This is a genomic window from Kordia sp. (genome assembly GCF_045105435.1).
GTDB lineage: Bacteria > Bacteroidota > Bacteroidia > Flavobacteriales > Flavobacteriaceae > Kordia.
The window spans coordinates 1-13,680 of record NZ_JBGCDL010000199.1 but is presented as its reverse complement, the minus strand read 5'-3'; the positions used below and the strand labels follow the sequence as shown (position 1 = coordinate 13,680).

At 35.3% G+C, this 13,680-nt stretch carries 11 protein-coding genes; 4 read left to right on the top strand and 7 right to left on the bottom strand.

Annotated features, from left to right (window positions below):
• Positions 1-26: 26 nt before the first annotated feature.
• Complete coding sequence (locus tag AB8B65_RS10500; RefSeq protein WP_405300925.1) at positions 27-1,169, bottom strand: cystathionine gamma-synthase; 1,143 nt, start codon at positions 1,167-1,169, stop codon at positions 27-29.
• 132 nt (positions 1,170-1,301) lie between these two features.
• Between AB8B65_RS10500 and AB8B65_RS10495 the strand changes: the two genes are divergently transcribed.
• Positions 1,302-2,945 (top strand): M1 family metallopeptidase, encoded by a 1,644-nt coding sequence (locus tag AB8B65_RS10495; protein ID WP_405300924.1) that lies wholly within the window; start codon positions 1,302-1,304, stop codon positions 2,943-2,945.
• A gap of 350 nt (positions 2,946-3,295) precedes the next feature.
• Here the strand turns inward: AB8B65_RS10495 and AB8B65_RS10490 are convergent, their stop codons facing one another.
• From AB8B65_RS10490 to AB8B65_RS10480, 3 genes are all read right to left on the bottom strand, one after another.
• Entirely contained in the window at positions 3,296-5,140 is a 1,845-nt protein-coding gene (locus AB8B65_RS10490) for a cystathionine beta-synthase (RefSeq protein ID WP_405300923.1), read from the bottom strand.
• Between the two features lie 131 nt (positions 5,141-5,271).
• Complete coding sequence (locus tag AB8B65_RS10485) at positions 5,272-6,513, bottom strand: cation:proton antiporter (RefSeq protein ID WP_405300922.1); 1,242 nt, start codon at positions 6,511-6,513, stop codon at positions 5,272-5,274.
• Positions 6,514-6,517: 4 nt separating this feature from the next.
• Positions 6,518-6,973, bottom strand: a complete 456-nt coding sequence (locus tag AB8B65_RS10480; RefSeq protein ID WP_405300921.1) for a DinB family protein — start codon at positions 6,971-6,973, stop codon at positions 6,518-6,520.
• A gap of 115 nt (positions 6,974-7,088) precedes the next feature.
• On the opposite strand from AB8B65_RS10480, the gene AB8B65_RS10475 reads away from it, so the two are divergent.
• Genes AB8B65_RS10475 through AB8B65_RS10465 form a run of 3 tightly spaced genes read left to right on the top strand, consistent with a single transcriptional unit; the run spans position 7,089 to position 9,477 of the window.
• Positions 7,089-7,439, top strand: a complete 351-nt coding sequence (locus AB8B65_RS10475) for an arsenate reductase family protein (protein ID WP_405300920.1) — start codon at positions 7,089-7,091, stop codon at positions 7,437-7,439.
• A gap of 2 nt (positions 7,440-7,441) precedes the next feature.
• Positions 7,442-8,338, top strand: coding sequence for a DMT family transporter (locus AB8B65_RS10470; protein ID WP_405300938.1), 897 nt, complete (start codon positions 7,442-7,444; stop codon positions 8,336-8,338).
• Entirely contained in the window at positions 8,335-9,477 is a 1,143-nt protein-coding gene (locus AB8B65_RS10465; protein ID WP_405300919.1) for a hypothetical protein, read from the top strand. Before AB8B65_RS10470 ends, AB8B65_RS10465 begins: the two co-directional genes overlap by 4 nt.
• Positions 9,478-9,872: 395 nt before the next feature.
• Here the strand turns inward: AB8B65_RS10465 and ilvA are convergent, their stop codons facing one another.
• The 3 genes from ilvA to ilvN all read right to left on the bottom strand — a co-directional run bounded on the left by ilvA (position 9,873) and on the right by ilvN (position 13,680).
• Positions 9,873-11,138, bottom strand: coding sequence for a threonine ammonia-lyase IlvA (gene ilvA / locus AB8B65_RS10460; protein WP_405300918.1), 1,266 nt, complete (start codon positions 11,136-11,138; stop codon positions 9,873-9,875).
• Between the two features lie 402 nt (positions 11,139-11,540).
• The gene (gene ilvC / locus AB8B65_RS10455; RefSeq protein ID WP_405300917.1) at positions 11,541-13,043 is read right to left on the bottom strand and encodes a ketol-acid reductoisomerase; all 1,503 of its coding nucleotides are present in this window, start codon (positions 13,041-13,043) and stop codon (positions 11,541-11,543) included.
• 106 nt (positions 13,044-13,149) lie between these two features.
• Positions 13,150-13,680 carry an acetolactate synthase small subunit gene (gene ilvN, locus AB8B65_RS10450; RefSeq protein WP_405300916.1) on the bottom strand — a complete coding sequence of 177 codons (531 nt, stop codon included), beginning with the start codon at positions 13,678-13,680 and terminating at the stop codon, positions 13,150-13,152.

The window sequence follows — 13,680 nt, the reverse complement described above, 5'->3', positions numbered from 1 at the left end:
TTTTTTATCATTAAAATTGAACGATCTTATTTTTCAAGCGCTTGCGCTAAATCTGCTATTAAATCATCAATATCTTCAATTCCTACGCTGAGGCGAATTAACGCATCAACGACACCTACTTTTTCTCTTACCGCTTTCGGAATACTTGCGTGCGTCATGCTTGCAGGATGACCAGCCAACGATTCTACACCACCTAAAGATTCTGCCAGTGTGAATATTTTTAAATTCTCAACGATCTTAATTGCTTGATCGTACTCATTTCCTTTCGCCACAAAAGAAATCATCCCACCAAAATCATCCATTTGCTTTTTAGCAATCTCATGATTTGGATGATCTGTAAAGCCTGGCCAATATACTTTTTCCACATTCGGATGCTTTGCCAAATACTCAGCAATCGCTTTTCCGTTTTCGCAATGTCGTTGCATACGTACATGCAAGGTTTTAAGACCGCGCAATGCTAAAAAACTATCCATTGGCCCACAAATAGCACCACTTGCATTTTGTATAAAATATAGTTTATCTGCAATTTCTTTGTCTTTTACCACCAAAGCGCCCATCACCAAATCGCTATGTCCACCAATATATTTTGTAGCGGAATGCATTACAATATCTGCACCTAAATCTAACGGGCGTTGCAAATACGGCGTTGCAAACGTATTGTCAACTGCTAATAGTATTTTGTGTTTTTTAGCAATTGTGGCAGCTGTTTCAATATCAATAATATTCATCATTGGATTGGTTGGCGTTTCCACCCAAATAAGCTTGGTTTTTTTATTGATATAGTTTTCAATATTGGCAGCATTTTCCATTCCAATAAAGTGAAATTTGATTCCGTAAGCTTCAAAAATCTTAGTGAATAATCGATACGTTCCGCCATATAAATCATTTGTAGAAATAACCTCATCGCCCGATTTTAGTAATTTAAGAACCGCGTCAATAGCCGCCAAACCCGAACCAAAAGCCAAGCCGTAATTTCCGTTTTCTATGCTTGCCAAACCATTTTCTAGTGCATTTCGTGTTGGATTATGCGTACGTCCGTATTCGTATCCTTTATGTCCGCCTGGCGTACTTTGTGCAAACGTAGATGTTTGGTAAATTGGTGGCATCACAGCTCCATAAGCTTTGTCAGGTTGCTGTCCGCCATGTATGGTTTTGGTGTTGAATTTCATCTGTTGCGTTTTATTTTAATAGCGTCTTTTTATGAGTTGATTCTGTATCGCTTTTACAAATGTAGGTTTTCATTTTTTGGTTTTCAGATTATAACTGTACCTTTATTGCTACGTAACTTTTTAGTCGAAACGATGTATAAAAATAAAAACTTTTCAGCATATTTACTTTTGGTGTTTGCGTTTACCAGCTTGCAAGCCTTTTCTCAAAATTTTACAAAGCAAGATAGTTTACGCGGCTCCATTACGCCAGAACGCGTTTGGTGGGATTTGACACATTATCATTTGGATATTACAGTTGATCCGAACGAAAAAACAATCGCGGGAAGCAACACCATTCAATATAAAGTAGTTAAAAAAGGACAAAAGACGCTTCAAGTAGATTTACAACCGCCATTACAAATGACCAAAGCTATTCAAAACGGAAAAGAATTGGATATTGTTCACGATGGAAATGCTCACTTTATTCATCTCAAAGAAAAACAAAAATTAGGAAAAATATATAGTGTACAGGTTTTTTATGAAGGAAAACCTAAAGTAGCCAGACGTCCACCGTGGGATGGCGGAATTACTTGGAAAAAAGATGCTAACGGATTGCCTTTTGTGGCTTCTTCATGTCAAGGATTGGGCGCAAGTGTTTGGTGGCCGTGTAAAGATCACATGTATGACGAAGTAGACAGCATGAAAATTAGTGTGAATGTACCTAAGAATTTAATGAATGTTTCTAACGGACGTTTGATCAAAGTAGAAGAAAAAGAGAACGAAACAAAAACCTATCATTGGAATGTGGTGAATCCTATTAATAATTATGGTGTGAATATTAATATTGGCGATTATGTGCATTTTGGCGAAAAGTACAAAGGAGAAAATGGCGAATTGGACATGGATTATTATGTGTTGCGAGATAATTTAGACAAAGCAAAAGAACAGTTTAAAGATGCGACACGAACCATGGAAGCTTTTGAGCATTGGTTTGGACCGTATCCGTTTTATGAAGATAGTTATAAGCTTGTAGAAGCGCCGTATTTGGGAATGGAACACCAAAGTTCGGTTACGTACGGAAATGGGTATAGAAACGGTTATAGAGGTTCTGATTTGAGCAGAACAGGTTGGGGAATGAAGTTTGATTTTATCATTGTTCACGAATCGGGACACGAATGGTTTGCCAATAATATTACCAATATTGATATCGCTGATATGTGGATTCACGAGAGTTTTACAGCCTATTCTGAGAATTTATTTTTGGATTATTTCTACGGGAAAAAAGCAAGTGCAGAATATGTAATTGGTACACGCAGAAGTATTGCAAACGATCGTCCAATTATTGGACAGTACGATGTAAATCATGAAGGTTCGGGCGACATGTATTATAAAGGCGCAAATATGTTGCATACAATTCGTCAGTTGATTGCTGATGATGCAAAATGGCGCAGTATTTTACGAGGTTTGAATAAAGATTTCTACCATCAAACTGTGAATACACAACAGATTGAAAATTATATTAGTGAGAAATCAGGGATTGATTTTTCTGCTGTGTTCGATCAATATTTACGAACTACAGATATTCCTGAATTACGCTACAAGAAAGATGGTAATACGTTTGCGTTTCGCTGGAAAAATTCAGCAGCTACCTTTGACATGCCAGTCAGAGTGGCAATTAACGGAGAATTTGAATGGATTGCACCAACAACTAATTGGCAGACCAAGAAAATGAAAAATATAGTTTCTACAGTTGAACTAGATCCTAATTTTTATGTGACTTTAAAGGAAGGGAAATAGATTCTTAGATCGTTAGACTTGCTTTGCTTTTAGATTTTTAGACACACTTCATTTCGATAGCTTCGCTAGGTATTTTCAACTAAAAAATATTTTAGTCTCAATAATGCTCAATGCAAGTGCTTTTAGATTATTAGACTTTTTTCTATTTGTCATTCCTGCGAAGGCAGGAATCTACTCCAATGCATTCAAGTCAATTACTAGTTTCTAAGTACCTCTCGATAGTTCTACTGAGCTTGTCGAAGTACTATTTTTCTATAAAAATTCACTCGAAGTGACGTTTTGAGTTTCAAATCAACGAATAAACATTTCGATAAGCTCAGCGCAGGCAAAAAAACGAATTAACACCAAATCTAAATCTCCTCAACAAAATCCAAGAAAACTTCTTCATGTAATTGCAAATCCATATTTGGGGAAAGCGCTACACGTGCAATATAATCCTTGTCACCTTCTTTGGTCGTTCCTTGCGTAGATGTCGCAGGAATGGTCCAATAACAACCTTTTAATTGTCCGTAACTTACACAATACTTGCTTTCATCTGGAATTTCGGTAATCATCATTTTGATGAGCTTGTGATTTAATTTTCGCTTGTATGCTTCTCGTGCTTCATCTGTATCTCCTTTTGTCGGAAGATCTAATGAAAAAACCGATGGCGTAAATCCTTGTGCCGCCAATTCTTCTGAAACAAAATTGATTTTCGCCGTTGGCAATGTCGCTTCAATAAAGCTTACAAATTGACGTGTATTTTTATAGGCTTCTGCAATTCGCTGATTCATAGAAGGCATTTGCTGTGCTAGTATTTCATATTGCAAATCGGTCGCTTCGTTATCGCAAAGTATCAAGTGCTTTTCTATAGCATCTAACAATGTTGCTGCTTTTTCATTTCCTATACAGTATCCAGCAGTACACAAACCGCCACTTGGAAATTTTGATCCGCTCGAATACGAAATTGCACGAACCGTTGAAAGTGTTTCACCTTCGCCTAAAAAGTGTACGTTCGGACAAAAAGTCTGATCTAAAATAAAAACAGGTTCAATCGCCGTTTCTCCAGTTGCTGTTTTGCGTTTTTTGCTTAATGCTTCTTTTAGTTTGATTAAATCGGGAACTTCCACACGTGGATTTGTTGGAATTTCAGCAATTATGTACGGAATAGCGTCTTTTTGTGCGACTTCCGTCAGAACGGAATCGACACTTTTTACCATATCATTGTCGCCATCTACAGGTAAATCGACCACTTCTACATTGTCAATACAAGCCGCTACACGTCTCGCCTGATCGTTGGTTCCACCATAACAATTTGGTGGCACTATAAATTTGATTTCTTTTCCAGGATGATTTTCAAGTGCATCGTCCACAAGTCCCATCATAATGGCATATTGAATAGATAATCCGCTTGAACCTGCCAACGCTTTTGTGTTTACATTGGTAATTTCTCGAATGGTATCCGTCACTATTTTTTTGTCTTCCGATCGCGTATTTTTCTTTTCTTCCGAAGAAGAAGTACTTGTCAATTCGCGCAAAGCTACCAAACAATTTACTGGCGTCATTGACACTGTTTCGCGTCGTCGTACGTGTTGAATTTCTGAAATATAGCTTTCACCTTGTTGATTGTTCGCTACTAAAACACTTCCTAATGTTGAATGTATTTTTACGATAAAATCAATATTTGAATTAAATTCTATTGTTTGTATTTCATTTTGTTGTGATACAAATATTGTACTTCCATCAAAAGTTGAAATGCCTGTTGTGTTTTCAAGCTTTAGCAATTCAAACTTATAATTGTAGACACGTTTTAATATGTCTGAATTAAAAATTGCTGGCAATTCGCCTGTGTACACAATTCGTGTATTTGTATTGGATAGCACGTTTTTTCGCAATATTGCCATCACAGGAATGCTTGCTGATTGAAAACTAATTACATTTTCTGGTTTTAGATTGTTCAATGTTGCAATTCCCCATTCCAACACACACGATAATGGATGTCCTAAACGAATATAATCGTACGCAGTTGGCAATTCGCTCAATGCGGATTTTTCAAAATTAGTGTCGTTATATAAGTTTTCAAACTGGTCTAAAAATTCAACTTTCGCTAGTTTTTCAGTGTAAATATCTAATCGATGCGTAGTTAGGCGCAACCAACTAGCGGGCATGTTTTCTAAGACGTTTTGTATGTATGTGAGTGCTTTCTTGCCTTCCATTATTTTTACTTTAAATACCTCGTAAATATACGATAATTGGACTTTTTTAAGATGGTATGAGTCGTATTAAAGTTTGGATACTTTCTAAACGTGATGTTAAAAAATACCCAACACTTTTTACTATTTGACCGTTATTCCTTCTTTAACTTCTTTACCAATTTCCCAACAGTCAATCCTTGAATTAAGATAGAGAATATCACAACTACATACGTTATTACTAAAAATAAATCACGATGCATATCGGCTGTTAGTCCTAACGCAAGTGCAATAGAAATTCCGCCACGCAATCCGCCCCAAGTCATAATTAGATTGGTTTTTGGGACAAAATCGAGTCGTTTTTCAAAGAATTTTATAGGCAATAATAAAGAAATGTATCTACATGCAAGCACAATCGGAATTGCTATTAATCCTGCAATAATGTATTGTGTTTCAAACGCAATGACAAGCATTTCCATTCCGATTAATACAAATAAAATGGTGTTTAATAAGATATCTATCAGTTCCCAAAATTTATCGACGTAGGTTTCTGTTACTTTAGACATTGCGGTTCCACGTACGGTGTCGTTTCCAACAATTAATCCCGCAGTTACAACCGCTAATGGCGCAGACACGTGTAGTTTATGCGCAATTGCCGTTCCTGCCATAACCGTTGCCAATGTGATGATGACTTCAATATCATAATCGTCAATTGATTTTAATAATCTATAGGTTATCCAACCTAATAATCCTCCAAGAAGAATTCCACCAATAACTTCCAAGCCGAATAGTTTTGCAATACCAACGATGCCTGTGTTTTCAGAACCTGAATTTGCAATTTGAAATATTGTCAAGAAAATAACAACGCCAACTCCGTCATTAAACAAAGATTCGCCCACAATTTTTGCTTCTAGCTTTTTAGGAACACCTGCTTTTTTTAAGATTCCTAATACGGCAATTGGATCTGTTGGAGAAATTAACGCACCAAAGAGTAAACAATAAATAAAGTCTACTTGTAATCCTGTGATTTGCAATACATAAAACATTACAATTCCGACTAAAAACGTAGAAAGTAAGACACCAAAAGTTGCAAAGACCAATACTGGCCAACGTTGCACTTTGAGTTGTTCAAAGTTTGTATGTAATGCGCCTGCAAAGAGTAAAAAGCTCAGCATAATATCGAGCAATACACTTCTAAAATCTATTTGTGTAATGATATATTTTTCAGCGTTAAGCAAGGTTGCATCCACATAACTCAATGCAAAAACAGCAAGCGTAAACACAATTGTAATTAGCATTAAGCCAATTGTGTTTGGCAATTTTAAAAATCGCACATTAACATATCCAAAAGCAGCGGCTAAGGATACAAGTATCGTAATTATTAAAAAATAGTCCATAAGTTTAGATTGCTTTTTTTAGTGCTAAAATATATCCGTAATGAATACCTTCATGTATGTTATTAAATTCAATAGCTTCATGTACGTTACTCAGTGTAGTTCCTAAACTAAGTGTATATTCAGTATAGTTTTTAAAGATTCCTGCTGTTAGGTCTTCTTCTGTTTTTATTAATAAACTATCTAGCAAATTATAAATTTCATCTACTTCTTTTTGAGAAACGTTGCCTGCTGGTTTTGTTTTGTTTTTGTACTTAGAAACGAGTTCATCTGAAATATGCATCGGCACACCTGATAATTTGTACACCAATAATTGTTGCGTCACTACTATATGAGCAATGTTCCAAAATATATTGTTTGAAAATCCTGTTGGAATCGTATTTAAGTCCTCTAAACTTGTTTCTTTTAAAATTCGTTTGATAACATTTCTGTTATTTTGCGTAACGGTTCGTGTAAAATTCATTTTCTATATTTTACTATATTTTCATTAAAAGTATTCATTTTTGCTTGAAATGAATTTTCTTTGTAAAAGTTATTGCGACGAATATAAACTAACTTCTTTTTAAAACTTGAAACCTGTGAAAAAAATATATCACTTAAAAACTTGTAACACGTGTCAACGAATTATTAAAGAGATTCAGCCAACGCCCGATTTTGTTTTGCAAGGCATTAAAGAAGAAGCTATTACAGTAAAGCAACTGGAAGAAATGCATGCACTTTCAGGAAGTTATGAAGCATTATTTAGCAAACGTGCTAAGCTGTACAAGGAAATGGATTTAAAAAATCAGGAACTAAGTGAAAAAGATTATAAACACTATATTTTAGAACATTATACATTCTTAAAGCGTCCTGTGATTATGGCAGATAACCAAATTTTCATTGGAAACGCTGCCAAAACAGTCGCAGCGGCTAAAGAAGCTCTTTCGTAATGATGCCGAAAAAAACCTTTGCTTTTGTTGCCGCCTTTATGGTGCAAGTTTTTTATGGTATCACATTTACTTTTGCTTCCGATGTGATAAAAGGCGGATTTATAAAACCATTCGGATTTATATTGCTTCGTGTTGCTGGCGCTGGCGTTTTATTTTGGCTATTTAGCTTTTTAGGACCAAAAGAAAAGATTGATAGAAAAGATTATTTTACCTTCTTTTTAGGCGCCGTTTTCGGAATTGCCATTAATATGCTCTGTTTTTTCAAAGGATTCGAATACACAACTCCAATTCACGCTTCGGTGATTATGGTTGTTGTCCCAATTATTGTACTGATATTATCCGCCATTTTTTTAAAGGAAAAAGTAATTTCCACCAAAATCATCGGAATTCTTTTAGGGCTTTCAGGTGCAGTAGTACTGAGTTTTTATGGAAAATCTACAGCAGATTCTACCAATATTCCGCTTGGAAATTTACTCGTATTTATCAATGCCGTTTCGTATAGTATTTATATTATCATCATCAAAAAACTGACTTATAAATACCATCCGCTGACCTTTATAAAATGGTTGTTTTTGTTTGGAACGATTTTGGTTTTCCCATTCGGTTTCTCACAATTAAGCGCTGTAGATTGGACTTCTTTTTCGCCATACATATTTTTTGAAGTCGGATTTGTAATTGTAGGTGCTACTTTTGCGACTTACTTGCTAAACCCGCTAGCATTGCGCGAATTAAAAGCGTCAACTGTCACTACATTTTTATATCTTCAACCTGTAATTGCAGGAATTTTTGCTATAATCGTTGGAAGTGATTCACTTGATTTGATTAAAATTGTAGCTGCAATTCTAATTTTTGCTGGCGTATATTTAGTTAGCCTAAACAAAGTCAAAAAACGCGAATGAGTTATGCTCCGCCAATTTTTTATACTACCATAAACGATATTCCTTCGGCGTATTGGCAACAATTAGGTTGTGGCACAAATACGTATTATACGCCCGAATTTTTACGCGCTTATGAACTTGCCAATGACGATATTGCGTTTCGGTATATTGTAATTGTGAACAATCAAAAGGAAGCAGTTGGGTTTGCTTCGACACAAGTAGTTACGATTCAGATAAAAACCATTACACAAAATATTAAGATTGCAAAATGGCTTAAAAAAACGGTTAATGGTTTGTTCTTTACTAATTCACCCAAAATTATGTTTTGCGGAAATATCTTTTTAAGTGGCGAATACGGAACGTTTATTAAGGAAAATGAAGATACAAATGCAGTATTTCATGAACTGGTATCCGCGTTAAAAACAGTAATGAAAGAAACGAAAAAATTGCATGCTGTTTTTGTGAAAGATTTTAAAGAAAAATCGCTTCCGCTAACCGATCAACTGAAAGATTATGGTTATGCGCCTATGAAAGTAGAGCCAAATATGATCATCACGCTCAAACCCGAATGGAACTCCTTTAATGATTATAAAGATGCGCTTAAATCGAAATACAGAGTAAAAGCCAATAGAGCCGATAGAAAGAGTGAGAATTTAGTCGCGACAGCATTCAGTTATCAAGAAATTGATCAGCATAAAAGCGAATTGCAAGCATTATATGAAAACACCATTACCAATGCAAATTTTAATGCACAAATACTGGATTTAGACACGTATATATTGCTCAAAAAAAACTTTGGCGATCAGTTTATTGTAAAAGGTTATTTTTTAAATAATAAATTAGTTGGATTTTTATCTGCCATGCGCAATCAAGAGAATTTAGACGCACATTTTATCGGTTTGAATTATGGTTTAAATAAAGAGTATGCCATTTACCCACGAATTTTAAATGATTATGTGCGCTTGGGCATTTTATACGGAGCAAAACACATCAACTTAGGAAGAACAGCTTCCGAAATTAAAAGTACATTAGGCGCCAAACCACAAGATTTAACTTGCTACACACGACACAAAAGACCGCTAATAAACAGTATTTTGAAACCTTTTCTCAAAAACATTAAGATTAAATCGTTTAAAGAACATTCGCCGTTTAAAAAATAGATTTTGTTAGACTTCTTAGATTATTTAATACATCATACTCAACTTGATTCGGCATCGCATAAAAGTATCATAATACTAAATTCATAACAAAAAACAAACTAAAAAAATTCGTGTATTCGTGGTGAAAAAGCGGTTATATCAATTAGATTTCGATACAATTTTTCTTCATTTTATTCCAAAAAATCACTCAATCTGATGAACTGGAAAGTAACAACATTTCGGCATGCTGAACTTGATTCTGCATCACATAAAAGTATTCCAACACTAACGCAAGTTTCTAAATTCATAACAAGTTGACAAAAACACAAGAGTAAGCATAACAAATTGACAAATCAACAAAAAACAAACTAAAAAAACAAACTAAAAAAATTCGTGTATTCGTGGTGAAAAAGCAGTTACACCAAAAACTGAAACAAATCAGGCTTATCATTCAAATAATCGCCATAAAAGTTCTTTAATTTCATTTTCGTAATCAATGCGTCTAAATCTTCTGCATTTTTTAATTGCAATCCTACGACTGCCGCACCGTTTTCACGATTGGTTTTTTTTGTGTATTCAAAATGAGTAATATCATCTGTCGGCCCTAAAATCTCGGCTACAAATTCGCGCAAAGCACCTGCACGTTGTGGAAATTTAATAATGAAATAGTGTTTTAAGTTCGCATACAACAACGCACGTTCTTTAATTTCTGCCGTTCGTGTAATATCATTATTGCTTCCGCTAACGACACAGACTACATTTTTCCCTTTTATTTCAGTTGCATATTGCGATAATGCACTTATACTTAAAGCTCCTGCAGGTTCAACGACAATGGCTTGTCGGTTGTATAAATCTAAAATTGTCTGACACACATTGCCTTCATCAACCGTACTCATTTGGTGTAAATTTTCTTTACAGATGGCAAAATTCAAATCGCCCACACGTTTTACTGCGGCACCATCGACAAAGTTTTCAATACTTTTTAAGGTTGTATTTCTTTCTTTTTGGATAGATGTTGACATGGAAGGCGCACCTTTTGGTTCCACACCAATAATTTTTGTTGTTGGAGACAACATTTTAAACACAGAAGATAATCCTGCGGACAATCCGCCACCGCCAACAGGTACAAATACATAATCGATTGGCGTTTCGAGTTGCTTCAAAATTTCCAATCCGATTGTAGCTTGTCCTTCAATCACTTTTTCGTCGTTAAACGGATGAATAAACGTCTTATTTAAACGCTCCGATTGCGCTATTGCTGCATGATACGCATCGTCAAAAGTATCGCCAATTAAGATGACCTCAACATATTCTTCACCAAACATTTTAACCTGTTCAATCTTTTGATTTGGTGTTGGAGTTGGCATAAATATCGTGCCTTTTATTTGTAAAAGTTTACACGACAACGCGACACCTTGCGCATGATTTCCTGCACTTGCACACACAATTTCATTTTCTATTTGTGTTGCTGTTAATGATGAAATTTTATTGTAAGCACCACGAATTTTATAGGAACGCACTTGTTGTAAATCTTCTCGTTTTAAGTAGATATTACAATTAAATTCTCTGGAATAATAATCATTATAACTCAAAGGCGTTACCGAAGCAATGCCTTTGAGTGTATTCGCAGCGTTTTTAATGGCTGCTAACGTTGGAGCGTATGTTTTTGTGGTTGTTTGCAAAGTGTGTTTTTTAATTATTTTTAATTGTGATTGATACTTTTAGTTTCCTTATCACATCACTGCTGTTTTTAACCGCTAGTGTATGAAATCACGATTTTAGTAACGTTCTTTTTTTCTTGATAAAAAACGAACCAAAAAATCAAGTCTGTGTATAGGAAATTGCTACGCACCATTCTCTAGCTAAGCTACATGCTTGAAGCTACGCTTCGCAATTCCGCTTGCCAGTTCATTATTTCTGAACACAGACGATTTACATCAAATAAAACTTTTCAAATGATTAAAACTTTACCGTTTAGTATCAAAGTCTTAAATTGATATATCTCTGTCATTCCGCACTTGATGCGGAATCCATTTTAAAACATTTTGGATTCTTGTCTTTGCAGGAATGAAAAGAATCAAAACTTAAACCGTAACCGCTTTTTCTGTACTCACAATCGTCTTAATCGTTTTCATTGCCGTCATTGCAGCTCTGAGTCGTTTTCCAACGGCTTCAATTGGATGATTTCTTAAGGAATCGTTTACCGCAATTAAATCCAGATTGTCTACGCCGTTTGATGCTGAAAATGGTTTTCCAATCACAGACGTATCAACCGTTTCCATAAAGTCTTTCAATAAAGGTTTACATGCATGATCAAATAAGTAGCAACCATATTCAGCCGTATCAGAAATAACGCGATTCATTTCAAATAGTTTTTTTCTGGCAATTGTATTTGCGATTAATGGCAATTCGTGTAACGATTCGTAATAAGCAGAATCTTCAATAATTCCTGCATTTACCATTGTTTCAAACGCCAATTCCACGCCCGATTTTACAAAAGCAACTAATAATACTCCATGATCAAAGTATTCTTGCTCCGAAATATGATCCGTTGTCAACGGCGTTTTTTCAAAAGCAGTTTCGCCTGTTGCTGCACGCCATTTTAGTAAGTTTTTATCATCATTTGCCCAATCTTCCATCATGGTTTCTGAGAAATGTCCCGAAATAATATCGTCCATGTGTTTCTCAAATAATGGTTTCATAATGGATTTTAATTGTTCTGACAATCCGAATGCTTTGATTTTTGCAGGATTTGACAAACGATCCATCATATTGGTAATTCCGCCATGTTTTAACGCTTCCGTAATGGTTTCCCAACCTAATTGAATGAGTTTTGCTGCATAATTTGCGTCAATTCCATCAGCGACCATTTTATCAAAAGCCAAAATAGAACCTGTTTGCAACACGCCACATAAAATGGTTTGTTCGCCCATTAAATCACTTTTTACTTCTGCAATAAACGACGATTCCAAAACACCTGCTTTGTGTCCGCCAGTAGCAACTGCATAGGCTTTTGCTTGATCCCAACCTTTGTTTTCCGGATCATTTTCTGGATGTACTGCAATGAGTGTTGGTACTCCAAAACCACGGTTGTATTCTTCACGAACTTCCGTTCCTGGACATTTTGGCGCCACCATAATTACCGTAATATCTTCACGGATTTTTGTGCCTTCTTCCACAATATTAAAACCGTGTGAATAACTCAATGTTGCGCCTTTTTTCATTAAAGGCATCACGGATTTTACCACATTTGTATGTTGCTTGTCTGGCGTCAAATTTAATACTAAATCTGCCGTTGGAATGAGTTGTTTGTATGTTCCTACTTTAAAACCGTGCGAAGTTGCGTTTTGGTATGAAGTACGTTCTTCATCAATAGCGGCTTGTCGTAATGCGTAGGAAATATCCAAACCAGAATCGCGCATGTTTAATCCTTGATTCAGTCCTTGTGCGCCACAACCGACAATGACTATTTGCTTATCTTTCAGCGCTTTGACACCTTCCGTAAATTCGGAAGCGTTCATAAATCTACATTTTCCTAATTGTGCTAATTGTGCTCGTAATGATAGTGTATTGAAATAGTTTGACATGATTTTTTTTATTTTGGAGTCAAGAATCTAGACTTTCTTACTCGTGTGTTTTTATTTTTATTTGAATTCGTCTAGAAAATCCTGATTCTAGACTCTTGCTTCTATTTTAATGATTTATTGTTTCCAACATTTTTGAAATTTTCATTTCTTCTTTAGAAACCGCAATACGTCCCGAACGTGTAAATTGCATGATTCCGAAAGCGCTGAGTTCTCTATACAACAGCTCAATTTCTTCTTTGCGTCCCGATTTTTCTATGACAAAAAATTGTTTGTTTACCGTGACGATTCGCGCATTGCTGTCTTTGATAATATTTTGAATTTGGCGTTCATCAAATAATAAATCCGATTTCATTTTAAAAATGCAAGATTCTTGATAAATGATTTCTTCTTCGGTGTGATAATACGCTTTTATGACTTCGACTTGTTTTTCGATTTGACCGATGATTTTTTTCATTCGTTCTTCCGAAAGATTCACCACAATGGTCCATTTTGAAACGTTTTCAATTTCTGAAACCGACGAGTTGATACTTTCAATATTGATATGTCTTCGCTGAAAGATTGCTGAAATTCTATTCAACAATCCAATATTATTTTCAGTATACACTGAAACCGTAAATTGTTTGCTTTCTTGTTTCAT

Coding starts and splice junctions, on each gene's coding strand:
- AB8B65_RS10465 (WP_405300919.1), top strand. CDS start 8,335: ATGAGTTATGCTCCGCCAATTTTTTATACTACCATAAACGATATTCCT.
- AB8B65_RS10480 (WP_405300921.1), bottom strand. CDS start 6,973: ATGAATTTTACACGAACCGTTACGCAAAATAACAGAAATGTTATCAAA.
- AB8B65_RS10490 (WP_405300923.1), bottom strand. CDS start 5,140: ATGGAAGGCAAGAAAGCACTCACATACATACAAAACGTCTTAGAAAAC.
- AB8B65_RS10485 (WP_405300922.1), bottom strand. CDS start 6,513: ATGGACTATTTTTTAATAATTACGATACTTGTATCCTTAGCCGCTGCT.
- AB8B65_RS10470 (WP_405300938.1), top strand. CDS start 7,442: ATGCCGAAAAAAACCTTTGCTTTTGTTGCCGCCTTTATGGTGCAAGTT.
- ilvN (WP_405300916.1), bottom strand. CDS start 13,680: ATGAAACAAGAAAGCAAACAATTTACGGTTTCAGTGTATACTGAAAAT.
- ilvC (WP_405300917.1), bottom strand. CDS start 13,043: ATGTCAAACTATTTCAATACACTATCATTACGAGCACAATTAGCACAA.
- AB8B65_RS10500 (WP_405300925.1), bottom strand. CDS start 1,169: ATGAAATTCAACACCAAAACCATACATGGCGGACAGCAACCTGACAAA.
- AB8B65_RS10495 (WP_405300924.1), top strand. CDS start 1,302: ATGTATAAAAATAAAAACTTTTCAGCATATTTACTTTTGGTGTTTGCG.